This is a genomic window from Streptomyces chryseus (assembly GCF_014650755.1).
In the GTDB taxonomy this organism is placed as follows: domain Bacteria; phylum Actinomycetota; class Actinomycetes; order Streptomycetales; family Streptomycetaceae; genus Streptomyces; species Streptomyces chryseus.
In genome coordinates this window covers 298,960-319,918 of record NZ_BMVO01000002.1, presented here as the reverse complement: position 1 = coordinate 319,918, position 20,959 = coordinate 298,960, and the positions used below count along the sequence as shown (strand labels likewise).

Below are 20,959 nucleotides of genomic sequence, written 5' to 3'. Positions count from 1 at the left end.
CGTCACATTCCTCGTCGGGGAGCGGCGGCCAGACCGTTGAGATACGGGTTGGTGGCGCGCTCGCGGCCGATGGTCGTCTGGGAGCCGTGGCCGGCCAGCACCACGGTCGAGTCGTCGAGCGGCAGGCACACGCGGGCCAGCGACTCGAGCATCTCGGTGTGGTCGCCGCCGGGCAGGTCGGTGCGTCCGACGGAGCCGGCGAACAGCAGGTCGCCCGAGAAGAAGACCGACGGGATGTCGGCCTGCTCGGGCAGCCGGAAGGTCACCGACCCCTTGGTATGGCCGGGCGCGTGCGAGACGGTGAAGTCGAGGCCCGCCAGCTTCAGCTCGGCGCCGTCGGCCAGTTCCTTGACGTCGTCGGGCTCGCCCACGGTCAGCTCGCCCATCAGCGGCATGCCGATCGAGCGGCCGAGCGCCTTCTCGGGGTCGCTCATCATGTACCGGTCGGCGGGATGGATCCACGCGGGTACGTCGTGCGCTCCGCACACCGGGACGACCGAGGCGACGTGGTCGATGTGGCCGTGGGTGAGGACGACGGCGACCGGCTTGAGGCGGTGCTTCGCGAGCGCTTCCTCGACGCCCGCGGCGGCCTGGTGGCCGGGGTCGATGATCACGCACTCCTCGCCCGCGGCGGGGGCGACCAGGTAACAGTTGGTCCCCCAGGCCCCGGCGGGGAACCCGGCAATAAGCACGATCGTCCTCAATATGTCGTCCGGCGGGAGATGCCGCTGTCGATTGCAGCAGATCAGAGCCTACCGGCGCCGCTCATCGCACAGCGAACCCATATACGGTACGGGCAAGCTCGGCTCGGCCGGACAGCAGTGCGACAGCAGTGACACACGAGACGTACGAGGAGAACACCGGTGGTCAGCAGCGATCAGCGGCGGCGCCAGCTCGCCCGGGAGAAGTTCGAACGCCAGCAGCAGCGCCGCGCCGAGAACCGGCGCAAGGCGCGCCGCCGCAACGCCGTGATCGCCTCGGCGCTCGCCGTGGTGCTCGCGGCCGGCGCGACGGCGTTCGCGACGGGTGTGCTGGGCGGCGACGACAAGGACGACACCGTCGCCGACGCGACGCCCAGCTCCACGCCCTCGAAGGCGCAAGACCCGTGCGCCAAGCCCGCGCCGGGCTCGGTCAAGAAGCTGTCGTACAAGAAGGAGCCGGCGCTCACCGTCGACAAGTCGGCCACGTACACGATGAAGCTCGACACCACCTGCGGTGACATCACGCTGGCGCTGGACCCGGCGAAGGCCCCGCGCACGGTGAACTCCTTCAACTTCCTCGCCTCCAAGGGCTACTTCGACCACACGAAGTGCCACCGGCTGACGACGAGCGGCATCTACGTCCTGCAGTGCGGCGACCCGACGGCGCAGGGCTCGGGCACGCCCGGCTACAAGCTGCCGGACGAGAACCTGAAAGACCCGAAGCTCAAGGGCGGCGTCTACCCGGCGGGCACGGTCGCCATGGCGAACGCGGGTCCGGGGACCGGCGGCAGCCAGTTCTTCCTCGTCTACCAGGACAGCAAGTTGCCCGCCAACTACACACCGTTCGGAACCATCGCGGGTGGTCAGGACGTGCTGAAGAAGATCGCCGGGGCGGGTGAGGCGACTGGTCAGGGCGACGGGGCGCCGAATGCCACCGTCGTCATCGACAGGGCGACCGTCACCAAGTAAATCCGGAGGTGCGGGATGCGGACAGCCGCCCTGCCGTTCGCCTATGTTGGCGGTGTGCAGGGCGCATGCAGCCCCGCGAAGGAAACTGTGGACGATGCCCGGGGTGAACAGCCCTCGCGGGCATCATGTGGAGGAGGCGCTGTGAGCAGCGACCCGTGGGGCCGAGTCGACGAGACCGGCACCGTGTACGTGCGTACGGCCGAGGGCGAGAAGGTCGTCGGTTCCTGGCAGGCGGGCTCTCCCGAGGAGGCCCTGGCCTACTTCGAGCGCAAGTACGAGGGCCTGGTTGTCGAGATCGGCCTCCTCGAGCGGCGGGTGAAGACCACCGACCTGTCCGCCAAGGACGCCCAGGCCGCGATCGGGCATCTGCGTCAGCAGGTCGACGAGCACCACGCGGTCGGTGACCTCGACGCGCTGAGCAAGCGCCTCGACGCACTGGTGGCGACGGTCGAGGCGCGCCGCGAGGAGCGCAAGGCCGAGAAGGCGAAGCAGACCGACGAGGCGAAGCACGCCAAGGAGGCTCTGGTCGTCGAGGCCGAGGAGCTGGCGCAGAGTGAGCAGTGGCGGGCCGCCGGCGAGCGACTGCGGGCGCTCGTGGACATCTGGAAGGGCCTGCCGAGGCTCGACCGGAAGTCCGACGACGAGCTGTGGCACCGCTTCTCGCACGCGCGCTCGGCGTTCTCCAAGCGGCGCAAGGCCCACTTCGCCTCGCTGGACGCCCAGCGCGAGGAGGCCCGCAAGACCAAGGAGAAGCTGGTCGCGGAGGCGGAGAGCCTCTCGGGCTCCACCGACTGGGCCGCCACGGCCGCGCGTTACCGCGACCTGATGACCGAGTGGAAGGCCGCGGGCCGCGCCCAGCGCGAGGCCGAGGACGACCTGTGGAACCGTTTCCGCGGCGCCCAGGACGTCTTCTTCGCGGCGCGCGGCGAGGTCTTCGCGGAGCGCGACGCCGAGCAGGCCGAGAACCTCAAGCTCAAGGAGGAGCTCGCGACCGAGGCCGAGAAGCTGGTGCCGGTGAAGGACCTGAAGGCGGCCAGGGCCGCGTTCCGCTCCATCAACGAGCGCTGGGAGGCCGTCGGCCATGTGCCGCGCGACGCCCGCCCGAAGGTCGAGGGGCGTATGCACGCCGTGGAGAAGGCGCTCCAGGAGACCGAGGAGAACGAGTGGCGCCGTACGAACCCTGAGGCGCGCGCCCGCGCCGCGGGTCTGACGGGCCAGCTCCAGGACGCCGTCGACAAGCTGCGCGGTCAGATCGACCAGGCGCGCGCGGCGGGCAACAACGCCAGGGCCGACAAGCTCGCCCGCGAGCTCGAAGGCCGGCAGGCGCTGCTGGACCAGGCCCTCAAGGGGCTCCAGGAGTTCGGCGGCTGACACCCGGCGGGTACGCGCGAGGCCCCGGTACGGATGTCCGTACCGGGGCCTCGCGCGTGTCGTGCTACGGCCGGCGGGCCGAGGTGACGCGGTAGACGTCGTACACGCCCTCCACGCCGCGCACCGCCTTCAGGACGTGCCCCAGGTGCTTGGGGTCGCCCATCTCGAAGGTGAAGCGCGAGGTGGCCACCCGGTCGCGGGACGTCTGGACGGCCGCGGACAGGATGTTGACGTGCTGGTCGGACAGGACGCGGGTGACGTCGGACAGCAGCCTGGACCGGTCCAGTGCCTCGACCTGGATGGCGACCAGGAAAACCGAGGACTGGGTCGGGGCCCACTCGACGTCGAGGATGCGCTCCGGCTCCTTCGACAGCGAGTCGACGTTGACGCAGTCGGCGCGGTGCACCGATACGCCGCTGCCGCGCGTGACGAACCCGATGATCGGGTCGCCGGGCACGGGCGTACAGCAGCGGGCCAGCTTGACCCACACGTCGTCGACGCCCTTGACCACGACGCCCGGGTCGGTGTTCGAGCGGCGTTTGCCGCGGCCGCGCGAGGGCGGCGCGCTCTCGGCGATGTCTTCGGTGGCGGCCTCTTCGCCGCCGAGCGCCTGCACCAGCTTCTGGACGATGCTCTGGGCTGTGACGTGACCCTCGCCGATCGCGGCGTACAGCGAGGAGATGTCGCTGTAGCGCATCTCGTGCGCGAGCGTGACGAGGGAGTCGCCGGTGAGGATGCGCTGGATCGGCAGGTTCTGCTTGCGCATGGCCCGCGCGATGGCGTCCTTGCCCTGCTCTATGGCCTCGTCGCGGCGCTCCTTGGAGAACCAGGCGCGGATCTTGTTGCGGGCGCGCGGCGACTTGACGAAGCCGAGCCAGTCGCGGGACGGGCCCGCGCCGGCGGCCTTGGAGGTGAAGACCTCCACCAGGTCGCCGTTGTCGAGCGTGGATTCGAGCGGTACGAGCCGCCCGTTGACCCGCGCCCCTATCGTCCGGTGGCCGACCTCCGTGTGGACGGCGTACGCGAAGTCGACGGGTGTCGCACCGGCCGGCAGCGCTATGACGTCGCCCTTGGGCGTGAAGACGAAGACCTCGTTGCGGGACAGGTCGAAGCGCAGGGACTCCAGGAACTCGCTGGGGTCCTCGGTCTCCTTCTGCCAGTCCAGGAGCTGGCGCAGCCACGCCATGTCGTTGACGGTGTCCTGGCCGCGCCCGGTGTTCTTGGGCACGTCGGTGCGCACCTTGGAGGCGCCCGCGACGGCCTCCTGCTTGTACTTCCAGTGCGCGGCGATGCCGTACTCGGCGCGGCGGTGCATGTCGAACGTGCGGATCTGGAGTTCGACGGGCTTGCCGCTGGGTCCGATGACCGTCGTGTGCAGCGACTGGTACATGTTGAACTTCGGCATCGCGATGTAGTCCTTGAACCGGCCGGGGACCGGATTCCATCGCGCGTGGACGGTGCCGAGGGCGGCGTAACAGTCGCGGACCGTGTCGACAAGTACCCGAATACCCACCAGGTCGTAGATCTCCGCGAAGTCACGGCCGCGGACGATCATCTTCTGGTAGACGCTGTAGTAGTGCTTCGGCCGGCCGGTGACGGTGGCCTTGATGCGGGCGGCGCGCAGGTCGGCCTGGACCTCGTCGGTCACTATGGCCAGGTACTCGTCGCGCTTGGGGGCACGCTCGGCGACGAGCCGCACGATCTCGTCGTACATCTTGGGGTAGAGGATCGCGAAGGCGAGGTCCTCCAGCTCCCACTTGATGGTGTTCATGCCCAGCCGGTGGGCCAGGGGCGCGTAGATCTCCAGGGTCTCGCGGGCCTTCTTCTCCTGCTTCTCCCGCTTGAGATAGCGCATGGTGCGCATGTTGTGCAGCCGGTCGGCGAGCTTGATGACCAGGACGCGCGGGTCCTTGGCCATGGCGACGACCATCTTGCGTACGGTCTCGGCCTGCGCGGCCTCGCCGAACTTGACCTTGTCGAGCTTGGTGACGCCGTCCACGAGGAGGGCGACCTGGTCGCCGAAGTCGCGGCGCAGGGTGTCCAGGCCGTACTCGGTGTCCTCGACGGTGTCGTGCAGCAGCCCCGCCATGAGGGTCGCCGGGTCCATGCCGAGCTCGGCGAGGATGGTCGTGACGGCCAGCGGGTGCGTGATGTACGGGTCGCCGCTCTTGCGCTTCTGGCCCCGGTGCCAGCGTTCGGCGACCTGGTAGGCGCGCTCGATCTGGCGCAGCGTCGCCGTCTCGATCTTCGGGTCGTTGCTGCGGACGGCCCGCAGGAGCGGTTCGAGGACCGGGTTGTACGGGCTGGAACGCTGGACGCCCAGCCGGGCGAGCCTGGCCCGTACGCGGTTGGAGGACCCGCTGGCGGAGCGCGGGGCGGAGCCCTGGGCCGGTTTGGAGCCGGCCACCGGCGGCGTGGACCCGGCCCGCTCGGGGGCGGACTTCGGCTTGCCGGTGGGCTCGGGATTCCTGACGGGGTCGCCGCCGCCCGCCGGGGCGCCACCGTCGGCGGGAGGGCCGCTCTTGGCCGGGGGGCCGCCGCTCGCCGGGGGGCCGCCCTTCGCGGGCGTGGCCGAGGGCCCCGATCCGGGCGTGGCCGGGCCCGCCGCGGCCTCTGCGGCCTGCTGCTGGTCGGGCTTGGCGGCTGCGGGGTCCCCCGGACGGGAGCTGGGGGAGAGTGGCTGGGCCTCGTCTGGCAAGAGCGCTCCTCGTGCGGGTCCGGGTCCCCCGGTCAGGCCCGGAAAGCCCATGGTAACGATGCCCGGCCTCCGGTTCGCCCCCGGCCTGACACCAGGCACAACGCGGAAGGCGGGCCCCGGAATTCCTCCGGGACCCGCCTTCCACCTACAGCCGTGCTGGTCAGACCGTGATCAGGGCCTCCAGCGGAGCCCCTCGGAGCGCCGGTTCCAGACGGGCGCGCCCGCCCAGGAATCCGAGCTCCATGAGGACCGCGACCCCGGCGACCTCGGTGCCGGCCCGCCGGATGAGCTCCAGCGAGGCCTCGGCGGTGCCGCCGGTGGCGAGGACGTCGTCGATCACGATGACGCGGTCGCCGTCCGCCAGGTCCTCGGCGTGGATCTCGATCTCGGCCGTGCCGTACTCCAGCTCGTACGCCTGCTTCAGCGTCGCACCCGGCAGCTTCCCCGCCTTGCGTACGGGGATGAACCCGAGGCCGGCGCGGACGGCGACCGGCGCGGCCAGGATGAAGCCGCGCGCCTCCAGACCGACGATCTTCGTGGCGCCGCAGCTCACACACAGCTCCGCGAGGGCGTCGGTCAGGGCCGTGAACGCCGCCGGGTCCGCGAGCAGCGGGGTGATGTCCTTGAACATCACTCCGGGCTTGGGATAGTCCGGCACGTCCCGGATGCGGCTGAGCAGGAGGTCCTGCGTGCCCGTCGTCATCGGCGCTTCCCCGAGGGCCTGCCCCGGCCCCCGCTGCGGCCGCGCGGCTGACCGACGACGGCGCCGGCCGGCGCCGCGTCGCCCGCGGAGCCGTCCAAGGGCTCGCCGGAGGCGTCGTAGCCGTCGGCGTCCGGGTTCTCGCCCTTGGCCGTCGCGGCCGCCCGCTTGGCGAGGACGCGCTTCTTCAGGGCCTTCATCTGCGGGTCGCCTTCCTTCAGGTCGGCGACGAGCGGAGTGGCGATGAAGATCGAGGAGTACGCGCCGGCCGCCAGGCCGACGAAGAGCGACAGCGAGATGTCGTTGAGCATGCCCGCGCCCAGCACACCGCCGCCGATGAACAGCAGGCCCGCCACCGGGAGCAGCGCGACGACGGTGGTGTTGATGGAACGCACCAGCGTGCCGTTGAGGCTGCGGTTGGCGATCTCGCTGTACGTCCAGCGCGTCTGCTTGGTGATGTCCTTCGACCCCTCCTTGAGACCGTCGAAGACGACGACGGTGTCGTAGAGGGAGTAACCGAGGATCGTCAGCAGACCGATCACGGTGCCCGGGGTGACCTCGAAGCCGACCAGCGCGTACACACCGACGGTGATCGTGAGGTCGTGGACCAGGGCGATGAGGGCGGCCAGGGCCATCCGCCACTCGAAGGCGATGGCGAGGTAGACCACCACCAGCACCATGAAGATCGCGAGGCCGGTCCAGGCCTTGTTCGCGATCTGCTCGCCCCAGCTGGGGCCGACCAACTCGGAGGTGATGTCCTCCGCCGAGATCCCGAGGTCCTTGGCGAGCTCGTCCTTGACCGGGGTGGCGGTGTCGGTGTCCAGACCGCTGATCTGGATCCGCATGCCGCCGTTGCCGAGCTCCTGGACGATCGCCTCGTGCCCGGAGGCCTTCTCGGCGTCCTCCTGGACCTGGGCGACGGAGACGCCGGTCTTGGACGTCGTGAAGACGGCGCCGCCCTCGAACTCGATGCCCATGACCAGGCCGCGCACCGCCAGGCCGACGATGGCCGTGATGGTGATCAGGATCGAGAGGCCGTACCAGATCTTCCGCTTGCCGACGAAGTCGTAACCGACCTCACCGTTGTAGAGGCGGGCGCCGAGGCTTCCGAGTCGGGACATCTCAGGCCTCCTTCGGGTCGATGGGGGCGGAGACGCGACGGGTACGGCGCAGGGGAGGCTGTACGCCGAGCCGCTTCGGGTCCAGGCCGGACCACGTGTGGCCCTGGCCGAAGAACTTCGTGCGCGCCAGCAGCGTCATCAGCGGCTTGGTGAAGAGGAACACCACGACCACGTCGAGCAGGGTGGTGAGGCCGAGCGTGAACGCGAAGCCCTGCACCTTGCCGACGGTCACGGCGAACAGCACCGCGGCGGCGAGGAACGACACGAAGTCGGAGACCAGGATCGTGCGGCGGGCACGCGGCCAGGCGCGCTCCACGGCGGGCTTGAGCGTGCGGCCGTCGCGGATCTCGTCACGGATGCGTTCGAAGTACACGATGAACGAGTCCGCGGTGATGCCGATGGCAACGATCGCACCACACACCGCGGGGAGGTTCAGGGCGAAGCCGATGGCCGGGCCGAGCAGCGTCATGATCGTGTACGTCAGGATCGCGGAGACGACGAGGCTCACGATCGCCACGAACGCCAGGCCGCGGTAGTACGCCAGCAGGTAGACGACGACCAGCGCGAGACCGATGGCGCCGGCGATCAGGCCGGCCTGCAGTTGCTCGCCGCCGAGCGCGGCCGTCACGGTGGTGACGGTCTCCGTGCTGAAGGTGAGCGGAAGCGCGCCGTACGACAGGATGTTGGCCAGGTCCTGGGCCGACTCCTGGGTGAAGCTGCCGGAGATCTCGGCGTTGGCGCTCAGCGTCTCGTTGACCGACGGGGCCGAGACGACCTCGCCGTCGAGGACGATCGCGAACTGGTTCTGCGGGGGCTGCTGCTGCGAGAGCTTGCCGGTGATCTTCTGGAACTTCTTGGAGCCCGCGTCGGTGAACTCCATGTTCACCTTCCAGCCGCCGCCGCGCTGGGTGTCGAGGGTGGCGCTGGCGTCGTCGACGTCCTTGCCGTTGACCTCGGCCGGGCCCAGGATGTACTTCTCCCACTGGCCCCCGTTGTTCTTGCCGCAGGCGACCATCGGGTCCTCGGGCTTGACGCCCACGTTGACCTGGACCCGGTCGGTCTTCTCGCAGTCCAGCGCCGTGAACTTCTTCTCGAGCGCGGCGGTCGCGGGGTCGGCCGGCGGGGTGGCCGACGGCTCGCCGCTCTTCTCCGGGCTCTTCGACGCGCTGCCCGTGGGCGTCGGCGTCGCGTCCTTCTTGAGCCCGTCCGTCACGGCGCGGCCCTGCGTGGTGGCGGTGGCGGTCGGCGTGGACTTGCCGTCCTTGCCGTCCTTGCCGCCCGCCGAGGGCTTCGGGGAGGGAGTGGCGTCCGGCGTCGGCGTACCGGCGGTGTACGTCACCACGGGCCGGAAGTAGAGCTGGGCGGTCGTGCCGACCTGCTCCCGGGCCTGCTTCTCGTTCGTGCCCCGGGGGATGTTGACAATGATGTTGTCGTTGCCCTGGGTCTGAACCTCGGCCTCGGAAACACCAAGACCGTTGACGCGGCGGTCGATGATGCCGACCGCGGTGTCCATGTTGGTCTTGTTGATCGAGTTCGGCTTGCCGGGCTCGGGCTTGGCCTTGAGCGTGATGCTCGTGCCGCCGGCAAGGTCGATGCCCAGGCGCGGTGTGAGCTCACCGGTCGCGAACATGCCGCTGGTGAGCGCGACCATGGCGATCAGGATCAGAGCCAGGGCTCGACCTGGCCTGCCCGGAGCCCCCGCGGGCCTGCGGCCCTTCTTCGGTGCTGCCACCTTCTCGTTTCTCCCTGTCCAACCGCCCCCGCGCCGGGTGAGCGCCAAGGCGGCCACGAAGTATGTGGGGCCCAGCCCCGCGGAAGTCGACACGGTCCGGAAACCGGGGCACGCCGGTGGGCGCGCCCCGGTCCCCGTACGTGACTACTTCGCGTCGCTCTCGCCGTCGGTCTTCTTGTCCTTCGGCTCGTCGGCGGCCACGTCGGCCGCGTCGTGCGCCTTGTCCGCCTCGCCCGCCTCGTCCTTCTTGCCCAGGTCGATGCGCGCGACGTCGCCGGAGTCCGCGGACTCGGTCAGCGAAGAGGCGTCGTCCGGCACAACCGGAGCGTCGATCTTGAGGTCACCGTCGCCGTGGACGATGCGGTTGTACTCCTCGTCCTCGAGGACGGCGCCGACGGCGTTCTTCGCGTAGACGGCGTGCACGCCCGGCGCGACCTCGAGGAGGATCGTGTCGTCGTGAACTTCCTTGACGGTGGCGTACATGCCCCCGATCGTCCGGACGCCGGTGCCGGGCTGCATTTCGTTGCGCATCTGCGCAGCCGCCTGCTGCTTCTTCTTGGCGGACCGGGTCATCAGGAACATGGCCCCGATGAGCACGATGAAGGGGAGGAGGGTCACGATATTCACGGGACGGAAATTCCTTCGCACGACCGCGCCGGGGAGCGGCCTGATCTACGGGGGTGGGCACGCCGGCCCTGGAAGGGCGGCATCGGCGGAGTCTAAGCGAGTCCGCATCAATGGAACAACGCCCAGCATGGCACCGGGGTTCCTGACAGGGCGACCCTCCGCGCCGTCAGGTCCATCACGTCCCAAAGAGACCCTGTTGTCCGATTCTTCCGTTACCCTGCTGCGGCGGTACGAGCCCCAGGTGCGCCCAGGCCGCGGGCGTGGCCACCCGGCCCCTCGGCGTACGGGCCAGCAGCCCTTCCCGTACGAGGAAGGGTTCGGCCACTTCCTCGACCGTCTCGCGCTCCTCCCCCACGGCCACGGCCAGCGTGGACAGCCCCACGGGGCCGCCGCCGAACAGCTTGAGCAGGGCTTTGAGGACGGCCCGGTCGAGGCGGTCGAGGCCGCGGGCGTCCACCTCGTACACCTTCAGGGCCGCGGCGGCGATGTCCCGGTCGATGATCCCGTCGGCCTTGACCTGGGCGTAGTCACGGACGCGGCGCAGCAGCCGGTTGGCGATGCGCGGCGTGCCGCGGGAGCGGCCGGCGATCTCGGCGGCGCCGTCCGTGTCGATCTCCACGTCGAGCAGCCGCGCGGAGCGGTGAAGGACGCGCTCCAGCTCCGCCGGTTCGTAGAACTCCATGTGCCCGGTGAAGCCGAACCGGTCGCGCAGCGGGGGCGGCAGCAGGCCGGCCCTCGTGGTGGCTCCGACCAGGGTGAACGGCGGCAGCTCCAGCGGGATGGCGGTGGCGCCGGGGCCCTTGCCGACGATCACGTCGACGCGGAAGTCCTCCATGGCCATGTAGAGCATCTCTTCGGCGGGGCGGGACATCCGGTGGATCTCGTCGAGGAAGAGGACCTCGCCCTCCTGGAGGGAGGAGAGGATCGCGGCGAGGTCACCGGCGTGCTGGATGGCGGGGCCCGAGGTGATGCGGATCGGGGCGTTCATCTCGGCCGCGATGATCATCGAGAGGGTGGTCTTGCCCAGGCCGGGGGCGCCCGACAGCAGCACGTGGTCGGCGGTGGCGCCGCGGGCGCGGGCCGCCTTCAGGACCAGGTCGAGCTGCTCGCGGACCTTCTCCTGGCCGACGAACTCGTCGAGGTCCTTGGGGCGCAGCGCGGCCTCGACGGCCTGGTCCTCGCCGTCGGGGCCGGAGTCGACCAGTCTCTGGTCGATGTCGGGTCCGTTGTCGTCCCAGTTCATGTACGGGTCTCTCGCATCGGAAGTGAGCGGTCGGAGCCGGCCGGCCGGAGTCAGCGGGCGCGGTTGAGGGTCTGGAGCGCGGCGCGCAGCAGCTGCGGCACGGGCGGCCGGTTGCCTTCCGCGAGGGCCGCCTCGGCCTGCGGGGCGACCGCCGCGACCGCCTCCTCGGCCTCCCGCGTCGCGTAGCCGAGGCCGATGAGCGCGGCCTGGAGCTGCTCGCCCCAGGGCGCGGGGCCCGACGCGGCGCGCTGGGCGCCGACGTGGCGGCCGGTGCCGAGCGGCTCTCCGAGCCGGTCCTTGAGTTCCAGCAGGAGCTTCTGGGCGCCCTTCTTGCCGATGCCGGGCACGGCGGTGAGCGCCTTCTCGTCGCCCGTCGAGACGGCCAGGCGCAGCGCGTCGGGCGAGTGCACGGCGAGCATGGCCTGGGCGAGCCGGGGGCCGACGCCGCTGGCGGTCTGGAGCAGCTCGAAGACCTGGCGCTCGTCGTCGTCGGCGAAGCCGTAGAGGGTCAGCGAGTCCTCCCGTACGACCAGCGAGGTCGCGAGCTTCGCGTCCTGGCCGACGCGGAGGGTGGACAGCGTGTTCGGCGCGCACTGCACGGCCATGCCGATGCCGCCGACCTCGATGACCGCCGTGGTGGGAGCGAGTGCGGCGACCGGGCCGCTGACGAACGCGATCATCGCGTGACCTTCCGTACGGGGATGCGGGGCGCGCGGGCCGCGGCGTGCGCCTGCTGGAGGCGGTTGACCGCGGGGGCGCGCCAGATGTGGCAGATGGCGAGCGCGAGGGCGTCGGCGGCATCGGCCGGTTTCGGCGGGGCGTCGAGCCGCAGCAGACGGGTCACCATGGCCCCTACCTGGTCCTTCTCGGCCCGGCCGTTGCCGGTGACGGCCGCCTTGACCTCGCTGGGCGTGTGCAGGGCGACGGGCAGCCCGCGGCGCGCGGCGCAGAGCATCGCGACCGCGCTGGCCTGGGCGGTGCCCATCACCGTACGGACGTTGTGCTGGCTGAACACCCGCTCCACCGCGACGCATTCGGGCCGGTGCTCGTCGAGCCACGCCTCTATGCCGCGCTCGATGGCGACCAGCCGGTCCCCCAGCTCCGCGTCCGCCGACGTCCGTACGACTCCGACGCCGAGCATCTTCAGGGGACGGCCCGCGACGCCCTCGACGACGCCGACGCCGCACCGGGTCAGCCCCGGGTCCACGCCCAGTACGCGCACGATGCCCTCCCCTTCGATCACCTGTTTGTGCAGGCTATCGGCTACCAGTGACAAAGCGGCGGGCCGACGGGTGTGTCCCGTCGGCCCGCCGCTGTTTCGCGCCACTGACAAGAGCGTCAGGCGTCGACCTTCTCCATGACCTCGTCGGACACGTCGAAGTTGGCGAAGACGTTCTGCACGTCGTCGCTGTCCTCCAGCGCGTCGATCAGCTTGAAGATTTTCCGCGCGCCCTCCTCGTCGAGCTCGACCTGCATGGTCGGGACGAAGTTGGCGTCCGCCGAGTCGTAGTCGATGCCGGCGTCCTGGAGCGCGGTGCGGACCGCGACCAGGTCGGTGGCCTCGCTCAGCACCTCGAAGGACTCACCGAGGTCGTTGACCTCCTCGGCGCCCGCGTCGAGGACCGCGCCGAGCACGTCGTCCTCGGACAGCTCGCCCTTGGGGACGACCACGACGCCCTTGCGGTTGAAGAGGTACGAGACGGAGCCGGGGTCGGCCATCGAGCCGCCGTTGCGGGTCATGGCGACCCGCACGTCGGAGGCGGCGCGGTTGCGGTTGTCGGTGAGGCACTCGATGAGCACCGCGACGCCGTTGGGGCCGTAACCCTCGTACATGATGGTCTCGTAGTCGACGCCGCCCGCCTCGAGCCCGCCACCGCGCTTGACCGCGGAGTCGATGTTCTTGTTGGGGACGGAACTCTTCTTCGCCTTCTGGATGGCGTCGAAGAGAGTCGGGTTGCCGTCGATGTCGGCGCCGCCGGTGCGCGCCGCGACCTCGATGTTCTTGATCAGCTTCGCGAAGAGCTTGCCGCGCTTGGCATCGATCACGGCCTTCTTGTGCTTCGTCGTAGCCCATTTAGAGTGGCCGGACATCCGCCTGTCTCCTTCGCGTCACCAAATACTGCTGCGTTCGGCAGAGATCCTACCGGGATCCCGTCAGCGTACGGCGCGCACCATCTCGGTGAAGAGCCGGTGCACCCGGTGGTCGCCCGTCAGTTCGGGGTGGAACGACGTGGCGAGGGCGTTGCCCTGGCGGACGGCGACGATGTGGCCGTCGTGCTCCGCGAGCACCTCGGTCCGGGCGCCGACCGACTCCACCCACGGGGCGCGGATGAAGACGCCCTCCACGGGGCCGTCCTCGATGCCGGCGATCTCGACGTGGGCCTCGAACGACTCGTTCTGCCGCCCGAAGGCGTTGCGGCGCACGATCATGTCGATGCCGCCGAACGTCTCCTGGCCCGAGCGCGGGTCGAGGATCTTGTCGGCGAGCATGATCAGGCCGGCGCAGGTGCCGTAGACCGGCAGGCCGTCCTTGATGCGCTCGCGCAGCGGCTCCTGCATGCCGAAGAGCACGGCCAGCTTGGACATCGTGGTGGACTCGCCACCGGGGATGACCAGGCCGTCGATCTCGGCGAGCTCCTCGGGGCGCCGGACCGGCCTGGCCGTGGCGTCCGCCACGGCCAGGGCGACCAGGTGCTCCCGTACGTCGCCCTGGAGAGCCAGGACTCCGATCACGGGGTTGCTCATCACCGTGACTACCAGCCGCGGTTGGCGTAGCGCTCGGACTCGGGGAGGGTGTCGCAGTTGATGCCGACCATGGCCTCGCCGAGATTGCGGGACGCGTCCGCGATGATCTTCGGGTCGTCGTAGAAGGTGGTGGCCTTCACGATCGCGGCGGCGCGGGCGGCCGGGTCGCCGGACTTGAAGATGCCGGAGCCGACGAAGACGCCCTCGGCGCCGAGCTGGCGCATCAGCGCGGCGTCGGCGGGGGTGGCGACGCCACCGGCGGAGAACAGCACCACGGGGAGCTTGCCGAGCTCGGCGACCTCCTTGACGATCTCGTACGGGGCGCGGAGCTCCTTGGCGGCGGCGTACAGCTCGTTGTTGTCGAAGCCGCGCAGCTTGGCGATCTCGTTCTTGATCTGGCGCAGGTGGCGGACGGCCTCGACGACGTTGCCGGTGCCGGCCTCGCCCTTCGAGCGGATCATGGCCGCGCCCTCGGCGATGCGGCGCAGCGCCTCGCCCAGGTTGGTGGCGCCGCAGACGAAGGGGGTCGTGAAGGCCCACTTGTCGGAGTGGTTGACCTCGTCGGCCGGGGTCAGCACCTCGGACTCGTCGATGTAGTCGACACCGAGGGACTGCAGGACCTGGGCCTCGACGAAGTGGCCGATGCGGGACTTGGCCATGACCGGGATCGAGACGGCCTCGATGATCTCTTCGATCATGTTGGGGTCGGACATCCGGGCCACGCCGCCGTCCTTGCGGATGTCGGCGGGCACGCGCTCCAGCGCCATGACGGCCACGGCGCCCGCGTCCTCGGCGATCTTCGCCTGCTCGGCGTTGACGACGTCCATGATCACGCCGCCCTTGAGCTGCTCGGCCATGCCGCGCTTCACGCGTGCGGTGCCGGTCTCCGGGGCCTGGAAGTTGCTGGTGCTGGACACGGATGGACCTCACTCGGAGAAAGAAGGTTCTTGCTGTCTCTGAGAGAACATCGCCCGACCAGTCCACCGCAAGGGCCAATGTGCAGCCGGTGGATCGTTTTGTCAGCTGCCGGGGCGGTCGGCCAGCGCCACCGGGGGCTCGTCGTCCATTTCGAAGGCCAGCGGGAACGGCGCGTGGCCCGCCAGCCGGAACCAGCGCACCGTGCGGTGGCGGCGCAGCGCCCGTGCGGCGCGTACGGAGTCGTTGTGGAAGCGCCGGGCCATCGGCACCCGGCGCACGGCCGCCGCCAGTTCCCCGGCCGCGTCCTCACCGCCGGGAGCCTCCTTGACCGCCTCGACCTGCGCCGTCTCCCCGAACACCGCCCGCAGCGCCTGGCTGAGCTCGCTCTCCGCCACCTCCCGGTGGTCCTCCTCGGCCTGCCGGGCGGCGTGCGCGGCCTGGTAGAGGAGGATCGAGGCGGCGGGGTCGAGCACCCCGGAGGTGGCCAGCTCCTGGGTGACCGAGGCGCGGCGCAGCAGCTGGGCGTCGAGCGCGGCACGGGAGGCGTCGATACGGGCGTGCAGGCGGTCCAGCCGGCCGGCGGTCCAGCTGAGGTACAGCCCGATCGCGAAGAGGGCTACGACGATCCAGATGAGGGTTGCGGTCACGGGCGGCTACGTTACCCGGGCCCGGCGGGGCCCCGGCCGCCCACCGGCGCCCGGCCCGGATCAGTCCCGGGGCAGCCCGAACCGGGCCCGCAGCCCGGATCAGTCCCGGGCCAGCCCGAACCGGGCCCGCAGCCCGGAGCGTTCGTCGGTGTCCACCGACGCCGCGCCGTCCGTCACCGTCTCGTACACCGACAGGATGTCGGCGGCCACCGTCGACCAGTCGAAGCGCCGTACGTGCGCCGAGCCGTTCAGCCGCAGCTCCGCCAGCCGCTCCGGGTCCCCGAGCAGCCGCACCGCGGCGGAGGCCAGCGCGTCGGCGTCCTCGTTGGCGAAGAGCTCGCCCGCGGCCCCCTGGTCGAGCACCTGCGCGAACGCGTCGAGGTCGCTCGCCAGAACGGCGGCGCCCGCCGACATCGCCTCGACGAGGATGATGCCGAAGCTCTCGCCGCCGGTGTTCGGGGCGACGTACAGATCGACACTGCGCAGCAGCCGCGCCTTGTCCTCGTCGCTGACCATGCCGAGGAACTCGACGCGCTCGCGCATCTCCTTCGGCAGCGAGGCGACCGCCTCCTCCTCGTCCCCGCGCCCCGCCACCAGCAGCCGCGCGTCGGGGCACTCGGCCAGGATCTTCGGCAGGGCGCGCATCAGGACGGGCAGGCCCTTGCGGGATTCGTCGATGCGGCCGATGAAGCCGATCGTCCGCCCCTGCCACCGCGCCTTCGGCTCGGCCTTCGCGAAGAAGTCGACGTCGACGCCGTTGGGGATGACGACCGCGTCCCCGCCCAGGTGCTCCACCAGGGTGCGGCGCGCGTACTCGCTGACGGCGATACGGGCACTGATCTTCTCCAGCGCCGGCTGGAGGATCGGGTACGCCGCGATCATCGCGCGCGACTTGGGGTTGGAGGTGTGGAAGGTGGCGACGATCGGCCCCTGCGCGGCCCAGCAGGCGAGCAGCCCGAGCGAGGGCGAGGTCGGCTCGTGGATGTGGATGACGTCGAAGGTGCCGTCGTGCAGCCAGCGCCGTACCCGCGCGGCGGAGAGGAACCCGAAGTTCAGGCGGGCGACCGAGCCGTTGTACGGCACCGGGACGGCCCGGCCGGCCGAGACGACGTACGGCGGCAGCGGTGTCTCGTCGTCGGCCGGCGCCAGGACGGAGACCTCGTGCCCGAGCCCGATGAGGTGCTCGGCGAGGTCCCGGATGTGGAACTGGACGCCGCCCGGAACGTCCCACGAGTACGGACAGACAATGCCGATCTTCACGAAGTCTCCTGACGCGGCTCGAGGTCGTCGAGCCACAGCCGTTGCAGCATGTGCCAGTCCTCGGGGTGCTCGGCGATGCCGGTGGCGAAGGCGTCCGCGAGCGCCTGCGTCATGACGGACGTCTTCTCGGCACGCGTGCCCGTCTCCGGTACCTCGACGGGCGGGTGGACCCGCGCCCGCATGACCGGCGAGTCGTCGTACCAGAGGGTCGCCGGCAGCAGCACCGCCCCGGTCTGCTGCGCCAGCAGCGCGGGCCCGCCGGGCATCCGCGCCGTGTCGCCGAAGAACTTCACCTCGGTGCCCGAGGCCGACAGGTCGCGGTCGGCGACCAGGCAGACCAGGCCGCCGGCGCGCAGCCGCCGCGCCAGGGTCCCGAAGGCGCTGCCGCCCTCGTGCGGCAGGACCTCCATCCCGAGGCTCTCGCGGTACGCGACGAACCGGTCGTACAGCGTCTCGGGCTTGAGCCGCTCGGCGACGGTGGTGAACGGGACGCCGAGCGCGGTGGTGACCCAGGCGCCCGCGAGGTCCCAGTTGGCCAGGTGCGGCAACGCGAGGACGACGCCCCGCCCGGCGTCCAGGGCGTCCGTCACGCGGTGCACCTCCTGGACCTCCACGCCGTCGCTGACGCGCTCCTTGCTCCAGGCGGGCAGCCGGAAGGACTCCATCCAGTAGCGCATGTACGAGCGCATGCCGGCCCGGGACAGCTCGGCCAGGCGCTCGGGGCCGGCGTCCGGGACGACGCGGGCGAGGTTGGACTCCAGGCGCAGCACGGCGGTCCCGCGCCGCTTCCATACGGTGTCCGCGATCCCGCGCCCGAGGGCTACGGACACCGGTTCGGGCAGTTTCTTGACGGTGGCCCACCCGAGGCCGTACAGGCCGTCCGTCAGCCGTTCCCTGGCGCCGCTCACGACGTGGCCTCACTCCCCGGCGCGGCGGCGTCCGCCTCGCCCGCCTCCTTGCGTACGGTCACGACACGCTGCCCGAGCGTGACGAGGCTGCCGACCGCCACGACCCACAGCGCGACGGGCAGCAGGACGTCGATGTGGGGCACGCCGAAGCCGTGCAGTCCGGCCAGTCCCGCGGCGACGAGCGTGATGACGAGCCGCTCGGCCCGCTCCACGAGGCCGTTGACCGCCACCGGCAGTCCGATCGACTCGCCGCGGGCCTTCGTGTACGAGACGACCTGGCCGCTGGCGAGGCAGAAGATCGCGACCGCGCACAGCACGTTGTCGTCGCCGCGGCCCGCGTACCAGAGCGCGATCCCGCCGAAGACGGCCGAGTCCGCGACCCGGTCGAGGGTCGAGTCCAGGAAGGCGCCCCAGCGGCTCGACACCCCGGCCTGGCGCGCCATGTTGCCGTCGACGAGGTCGGAGAAGACGAACAGCGTGATGACGATCGTGCCCCAGAAGAACTCTCCCCGGGGGAAGAAGACCAGCGCACCCGCCATCACTCCGGCCGTACCGATGAGCGTCACCGCGTCGGGGCTCACCCCTCGGCGGAGCAAGAACGCGGCGAACGGTGTGAGGACACGCGTAAAGAATGCACGCGCGTACTTGTTCAGCATGGCCTTCCCGAGGGTCGGTGCGCCGTGCGGCCCCTGTGGCCACCGGCTGGCCCATCGTAGCGACGACCCGCCTCCGGCAGTGCCGGGGCATCGCCGGGCCGCCACGGGGGCTCCTGGCGCCTGCCGGTCGCGTACTACGTATGGACGCGCCGTGGCCGGAGTGGAAAGCTCGAATGACCGCGGGCGTCACTGGTGTCGCCTCGTCACTGCGGCTCCCACATGTCCGCGCCCCCTCTCCTCACCGTGCTCGAACTGGGAGGCAGGATCATGGGCGGAAAGACGCACACCCACCCCGGAGCCGCCGGCAGGGCGGCGACGGCCGACCGGCCCTCGTCGATACGCAACGTCGTGCTGGTCGGCCACAGCGGATCGGGCAAGACGACCCTGACCGAGGCTCTCGCGCTGGCGACGGGAGCGGTCAACAGGGCGGGCCGCGTCGAGGACGGCGCGACCGTCTCCGACTACGACGAGATCGAGCACCGCCAGCAGCGCTCGGTGCAGCTGTCGCTGGTCCCCGTCGAATGGGGCGGCGTGAAGATCAACCTCATCGACACCCCCGGATACGCCGACTTCGTCGGGGAACTGCGGGCCGGTCTGCGGGCGGCGGACGCCGCCCTCTTCGTCGTCTCGGCCTCGGACGGCGTGGACGGCTCGACCCGGATGCTGTGGGACGAGTGCGCGGCGGTAGGCATGCCGCGGGCGATCGTCTTCACGCACCTCGAAGCGGCCAGGTCCGACTTCGACGAGATGACCCGAGTGTGCGCGCGGACGTTCGGCGGCGACGACCCCGACGCCGTACTGCCGCTGTACCTGCCGCTGTACGGACCCCAGGGAGCGGACGGCCACGCCCCCGTCGAAGGGCTCGTCGGCCTGCTGTCGCAGCGGGTCTTCGACTACTCGTCCGGCGCGCGCCAGGAGTCGCCGCCGGACGGCGAGCAGGTGCCGCGGATCGAGGCGGCCCGCAGCCGGCTGATCGAGGGCATCATCGCCGAGAGCGAGGACGAGACCCTCATGGACCGGTACCTCGCGGGCGAGGAGATCGACTGCAAGACGCTCGTCGACGATCTGGAACGGGCCGTGGCGCGGGGCACCTTCCATCCGGTGCTCGCCGCCGCCCCGCCGACCGACGGGAACCGCGAGGGCATCGGCACGGTCGAGCTGCTGGAGCTGATCACGGGCGGCTTCCCGACCCCGGCCGAGCACGAGGCGCCCGCCGTCACCACACCGGACGGCCGGCCGCGCCCGCCGGTCACCTGCGACCCCGACGGGCCGCTGGCCGCCGAGGTGGTCCGGACGGCGTCCGACCCGTACGTCGGGCGGGTCAGCCTGGTCCGGGTGTTCTCCGGCACCCTGCGGCCCGACGAGACGGTGCACGTGTCGGGACACGGCCTGACGGACCGGGACCACGAGGGCCAGGACCTCCACGAGGCGGACGAGCGGATCGGCGCCCTCTCCTCACCCTTCGGCAAGCAGCAGCGCACCTTGAACCGCTGCATCGCGGGCGACATCGCCACCGTCGGGAAGCTCATGCGGGCCGAGACCGGGGACACCCTGTCCTCGAAGGACGACCCGCTGCTGATGGAACCGTGGACCATGCCCGACCCGCTGCTGCCCCTCGCCATCGAGGCGCACAGCAAGGCGGACGAGGACAAGCTCTCCCAGGGGCTCGCCCGGCTGGTCGCCGAGGACCCGACGATGCGCCTGGAGCAGAACCAGGAAACCCGGCAGCTCGTCCTGTGGTGCCTGGGCGAGGCCCACCGCGACGTGGCGCTGGAGCGGCTGCGCAGCCGGTACGGGGTGCGGGTGGACGTCGTACCGCACAAGGTGTCGCTGCGCGAGACGTTCGGGGCCAAGGCGTTCGGGCGCGGGCGGCACGTCAAGCAGTCCGGCGGCCACGGCCAGTACGCGATCTGCGAGATCGAGGTGGAGCCGCTGCCGCCGGGGAGCGGTATCGAGTTCGTCGACAAGGTCGTGGGAGGGGCGGTGCCGCGCCAGTTCATCCCGTCCGTCGAGAAGGGGGTACGCGCCCAGGCGGCGCGGGGCGTCGCCGCCGGACACCCGCTGGTGGACGTGCGGGTCACGCTGACCGACGGGAAGTCGCACTCGGTCGACTCCTCCGACGCGGCGTTCCAGACGGCGGGCGCTCTGGCGCTGCGCGAGGCGGCGGCCGAGGCCAGGATCCATCTCCTGGAGCCGGTCGCCGAGGTGGTGGTGCTGGTGCCGGACCCGTACGTGGGGCCGGTGATGAGCGACCTGTCGGGACGGCGGGGGCGCGTGGTCGGGACCGAGCAGGCGGGGCAGGGGCGCACGCTCGTGCGCGCGGAGGTCCCGGAGATCGAGATCGGGCGGTACGCCGTGGACCTGCGGTCGGTCTCGCACGGCACCGGGGGGTTCAGCCGCTCGTACGCACGCCACGAACCGATGCCGCCGCAGCTTTCCGGCAAGATCCGCGAACAGGCCGAAAACGGATCATAGTTGGCAGGCCGCCCGCCCAATTCGATTGCGGCGGGCGGCATTTCACTGTCCCATGACGGGCAGGGTCATCCCCGGGGCCGTCCCCGGCCGCGCCGGATACGCTGGTGTGCTCCGGGGCGCCCCGGCCCGGAAGGTGTGCGGGGCAGGGCAGTTGGGCAAAGGCCGCAGGAGCGGTTGCGTGCGGCGAT

General features: G+C 71.0%; 19 protein-coding genes. 3 read left to right on the top strand and 16 right to left on the bottom strand.

Annotated features, from left to right (window positions below):
- Positions 1 to 2: 2 nt before the first annotated feature.
- A complete protein-coding gene (locus IE185_RS06135) occupies positions 3 to 692 on the bottom strand; it encodes an MBL fold metallo-hydrolase (RefSeq protein WP_138894450.1) in 690 nt (229 codons plus the stop codon).
- 171 nt (positions 693 to 863) lie between these two features.
- Between IE185_RS06135 and IE185_RS06130 the strand changes: the two genes are divergently transcribed.
- Both IE185_RS06130 and IE185_RS06125 read left to right on the top strand, forming a co-directional pair.
- A complete protein-coding gene (locus IE185_RS06130; protein ID WP_138894451.1) occupies positions 864 to 1,670 on the top strand; it encodes a peptidylprolyl isomerase in 807 nt (268 codons plus the stop codon).
- 141 nt (positions 1,671 to 1,811) lie between these two features.
- Entirely contained in the window at positions 1,812 to 3,041 is a 1,230-nt protein-coding gene (locus IE185_RS06125; RefSeq protein WP_138894452.1) for a DUF349 domain-containing protein, read from the top strand.
- A gap of 64 nt (positions 3,042 to 3,105) precedes the next feature.
- On the opposite strand, the gene IE185_RS06120 is transcribed toward IE185_RS06125, so the two are convergent.
- From IE185_RS06120 to pgsA, 15 genes are all read right to left on the bottom strand, one after another.
- Positions 3,106 to 5,739, bottom strand: coding sequence for a RelA/SpoT family protein (locus tag IE185_RS06120; RefSeq protein WP_138894453.1), 2,634 nt, complete (start codon positions 5,737 to 5,739; stop codon positions 3,106 to 3,108).
- Between the two features lie 160 nt (positions 5,740 to 5,899).
- Entirely contained in the window at positions 5,900 to 6,442 is a 543-nt protein-coding gene (locus tag IE185_RS06115) for an adenine phosphoribosyltransferase (protein WP_138894454.1), read from the bottom strand.
- A complete protein-coding gene (secF, locus tag IE185_RS06110; protein ID WP_138894455.1) occupies positions 6,439 to 7,560 on the bottom strand; it encodes a protein translocase subunit SecF in 1,122 nt (373 codons plus the stop codon). The genes IE185_RS06115 and secF overlap by 4 nt, the downstream gene beginning before the upstream one ends.
- 1 nt (position 7,561) lies before the next feature.
- Positions 7,562 to 9,292, bottom strand: coding sequence for a protein translocase subunit SecD (secD, locus tag IE185_RS06105; protein ID WP_138894456.1), 1,731 nt, complete (start codon positions 9,290 to 9,292; stop codon positions 7,562 to 7,564).
- 144 nt (positions 9,293 to 9,436) lie between these two features.
- A complete protein-coding gene (gene yajC, locus IE185_RS06100; RefSeq protein ID WP_138894457.1) occupies positions 9,437 to 9,919 on the bottom strand; it encodes a preprotein translocase subunit YajC in 483 nt (160 codons plus the stop codon).
- 175 nt (positions 9,920 to 10,094) lie between these two features.
- Entirely contained in the window at positions 10,095 to 11,162 is a 1,068-nt protein-coding gene (gene ruvB, locus IE185_RS06095) for a Holliday junction branch migration DNA helicase RuvB (RefSeq protein WP_138894458.1), read from the bottom strand.
- Between the two features lie 50 nt (positions 11,163 to 11,212).
- Positions 11,213 to 11,842, bottom strand: a complete 630-nt coding sequence (gene ruvA / locus IE185_RS06090; RefSeq protein WP_138894459.1) for a Holliday junction branch migration protein RuvA — start codon at positions 11,840 to 11,842, stop codon at positions 11,213 to 11,215.
- Complete coding sequence (ruvC, locus tag IE185_RS06085; RefSeq protein WP_138894466.1) at positions 11,839 to 12,384, bottom strand: crossover junction endodeoxyribonuclease RuvC; 546 nt, start codon at positions 12,382 to 12,384, stop codon at positions 11,839 to 11,841. Before ruvC ends, ruvA begins: the two co-directional genes overlap by 4 nt.
- A gap of 116 nt (positions 12,385 to 12,500) precedes the next feature.
- Positions 12,501 to 13,253 (bottom strand): YebC/PmpR family DNA-binding transcriptional regulator, encoded by a 753-nt coding sequence (locus IE185_RS06080; RefSeq protein ID WP_138894460.1) that lies wholly within the window; start codon positions 13,251 to 13,253, stop codon positions 12,501 to 12,503.
- A 63-nt stretch (positions 13,254 to 13,316) separates the two neighbouring features.
- Entirely contained in the window at positions 13,317 to 13,910 is a 594-nt protein-coding gene (gene pdxT, locus IE185_RS06075; protein ID WP_138894461.1) for a pyridoxal 5'-phosphate synthase glutaminase subunit PdxT, read from the bottom strand.
- Between the two features lie 5 nt (positions 13,911 to 13,915).
- Positions 13,916 to 14,824 (bottom strand): pyridoxal 5'-phosphate synthase lyase subunit PdxS, encoded by a 909-nt coding sequence (gene pdxS / locus IE185_RS06070; RefSeq protein ID WP_028814108.1) that lies wholly within the window; start codon positions 14,822 to 14,824, stop codon positions 13,916 to 13,918.
- A 102-nt stretch (positions 14,825 to 14,926) separates the two neighbouring features.
- Positions 14,927 to 15,472 carry a hypothetical protein gene (locus IE185_RS06065; RefSeq protein WP_138894462.1) on the bottom strand — a complete coding sequence of 182 codons (546 nt, stop codon included), beginning with the start codon at positions 15,470 to 15,472 and terminating at the stop codon, positions 14,927 to 14,929.
- Between the two features lie 99 nt (positions 15,473 to 15,571).
- Positions 15,572 to 16,732, bottom strand: coding sequence for a glycosyltransferase family 4 protein (locus tag IE185_RS06060; RefSeq protein WP_138894463.1), 1,161 nt, complete (start codon positions 16,730 to 16,732; stop codon positions 15,572 to 15,574).
- Entirely contained in the window at positions 16,729 to 17,640 is a 912-nt protein-coding gene (locus IE185_RS06055) for a phosphatidylinositol mannoside acyltransferase (RefSeq protein ID WP_138894464.1), read from the bottom strand. Before IE185_RS06055 ends, IE185_RS06060 begins: the two co-directional genes overlap by 4 nt.
- Positions 17,637 to 18,296 carry a phosphatidylinositol phosphate synthase gene (pgsA, locus tag IE185_RS06050; RefSeq protein WP_138894465.1) on the bottom strand — a complete coding sequence of 220 codons (660 nt, stop codon included), beginning with the start codon at positions 18,294 to 18,296 and terminating at the stop codon, positions 17,637 to 17,639. Before pgsA ends, IE185_RS06055 begins: the two co-directional genes overlap by 4 nt.
- Positions 18,297 to 18,563: 267 nt before the next feature.
- Between pgsA and IE185_RS06045 the strand changes: the two genes are divergently transcribed.
- Entirely contained in the window at positions 18,564 to 20,771 is a 2,208-nt protein-coding gene (locus tag IE185_RS06045) for an elongation factor G-like protein EF-G2 (protein ID WP_189714798.1), read from the top strand.
- Positions 20,772 to 20,959 lie beyond the last annotated feature (188 nt).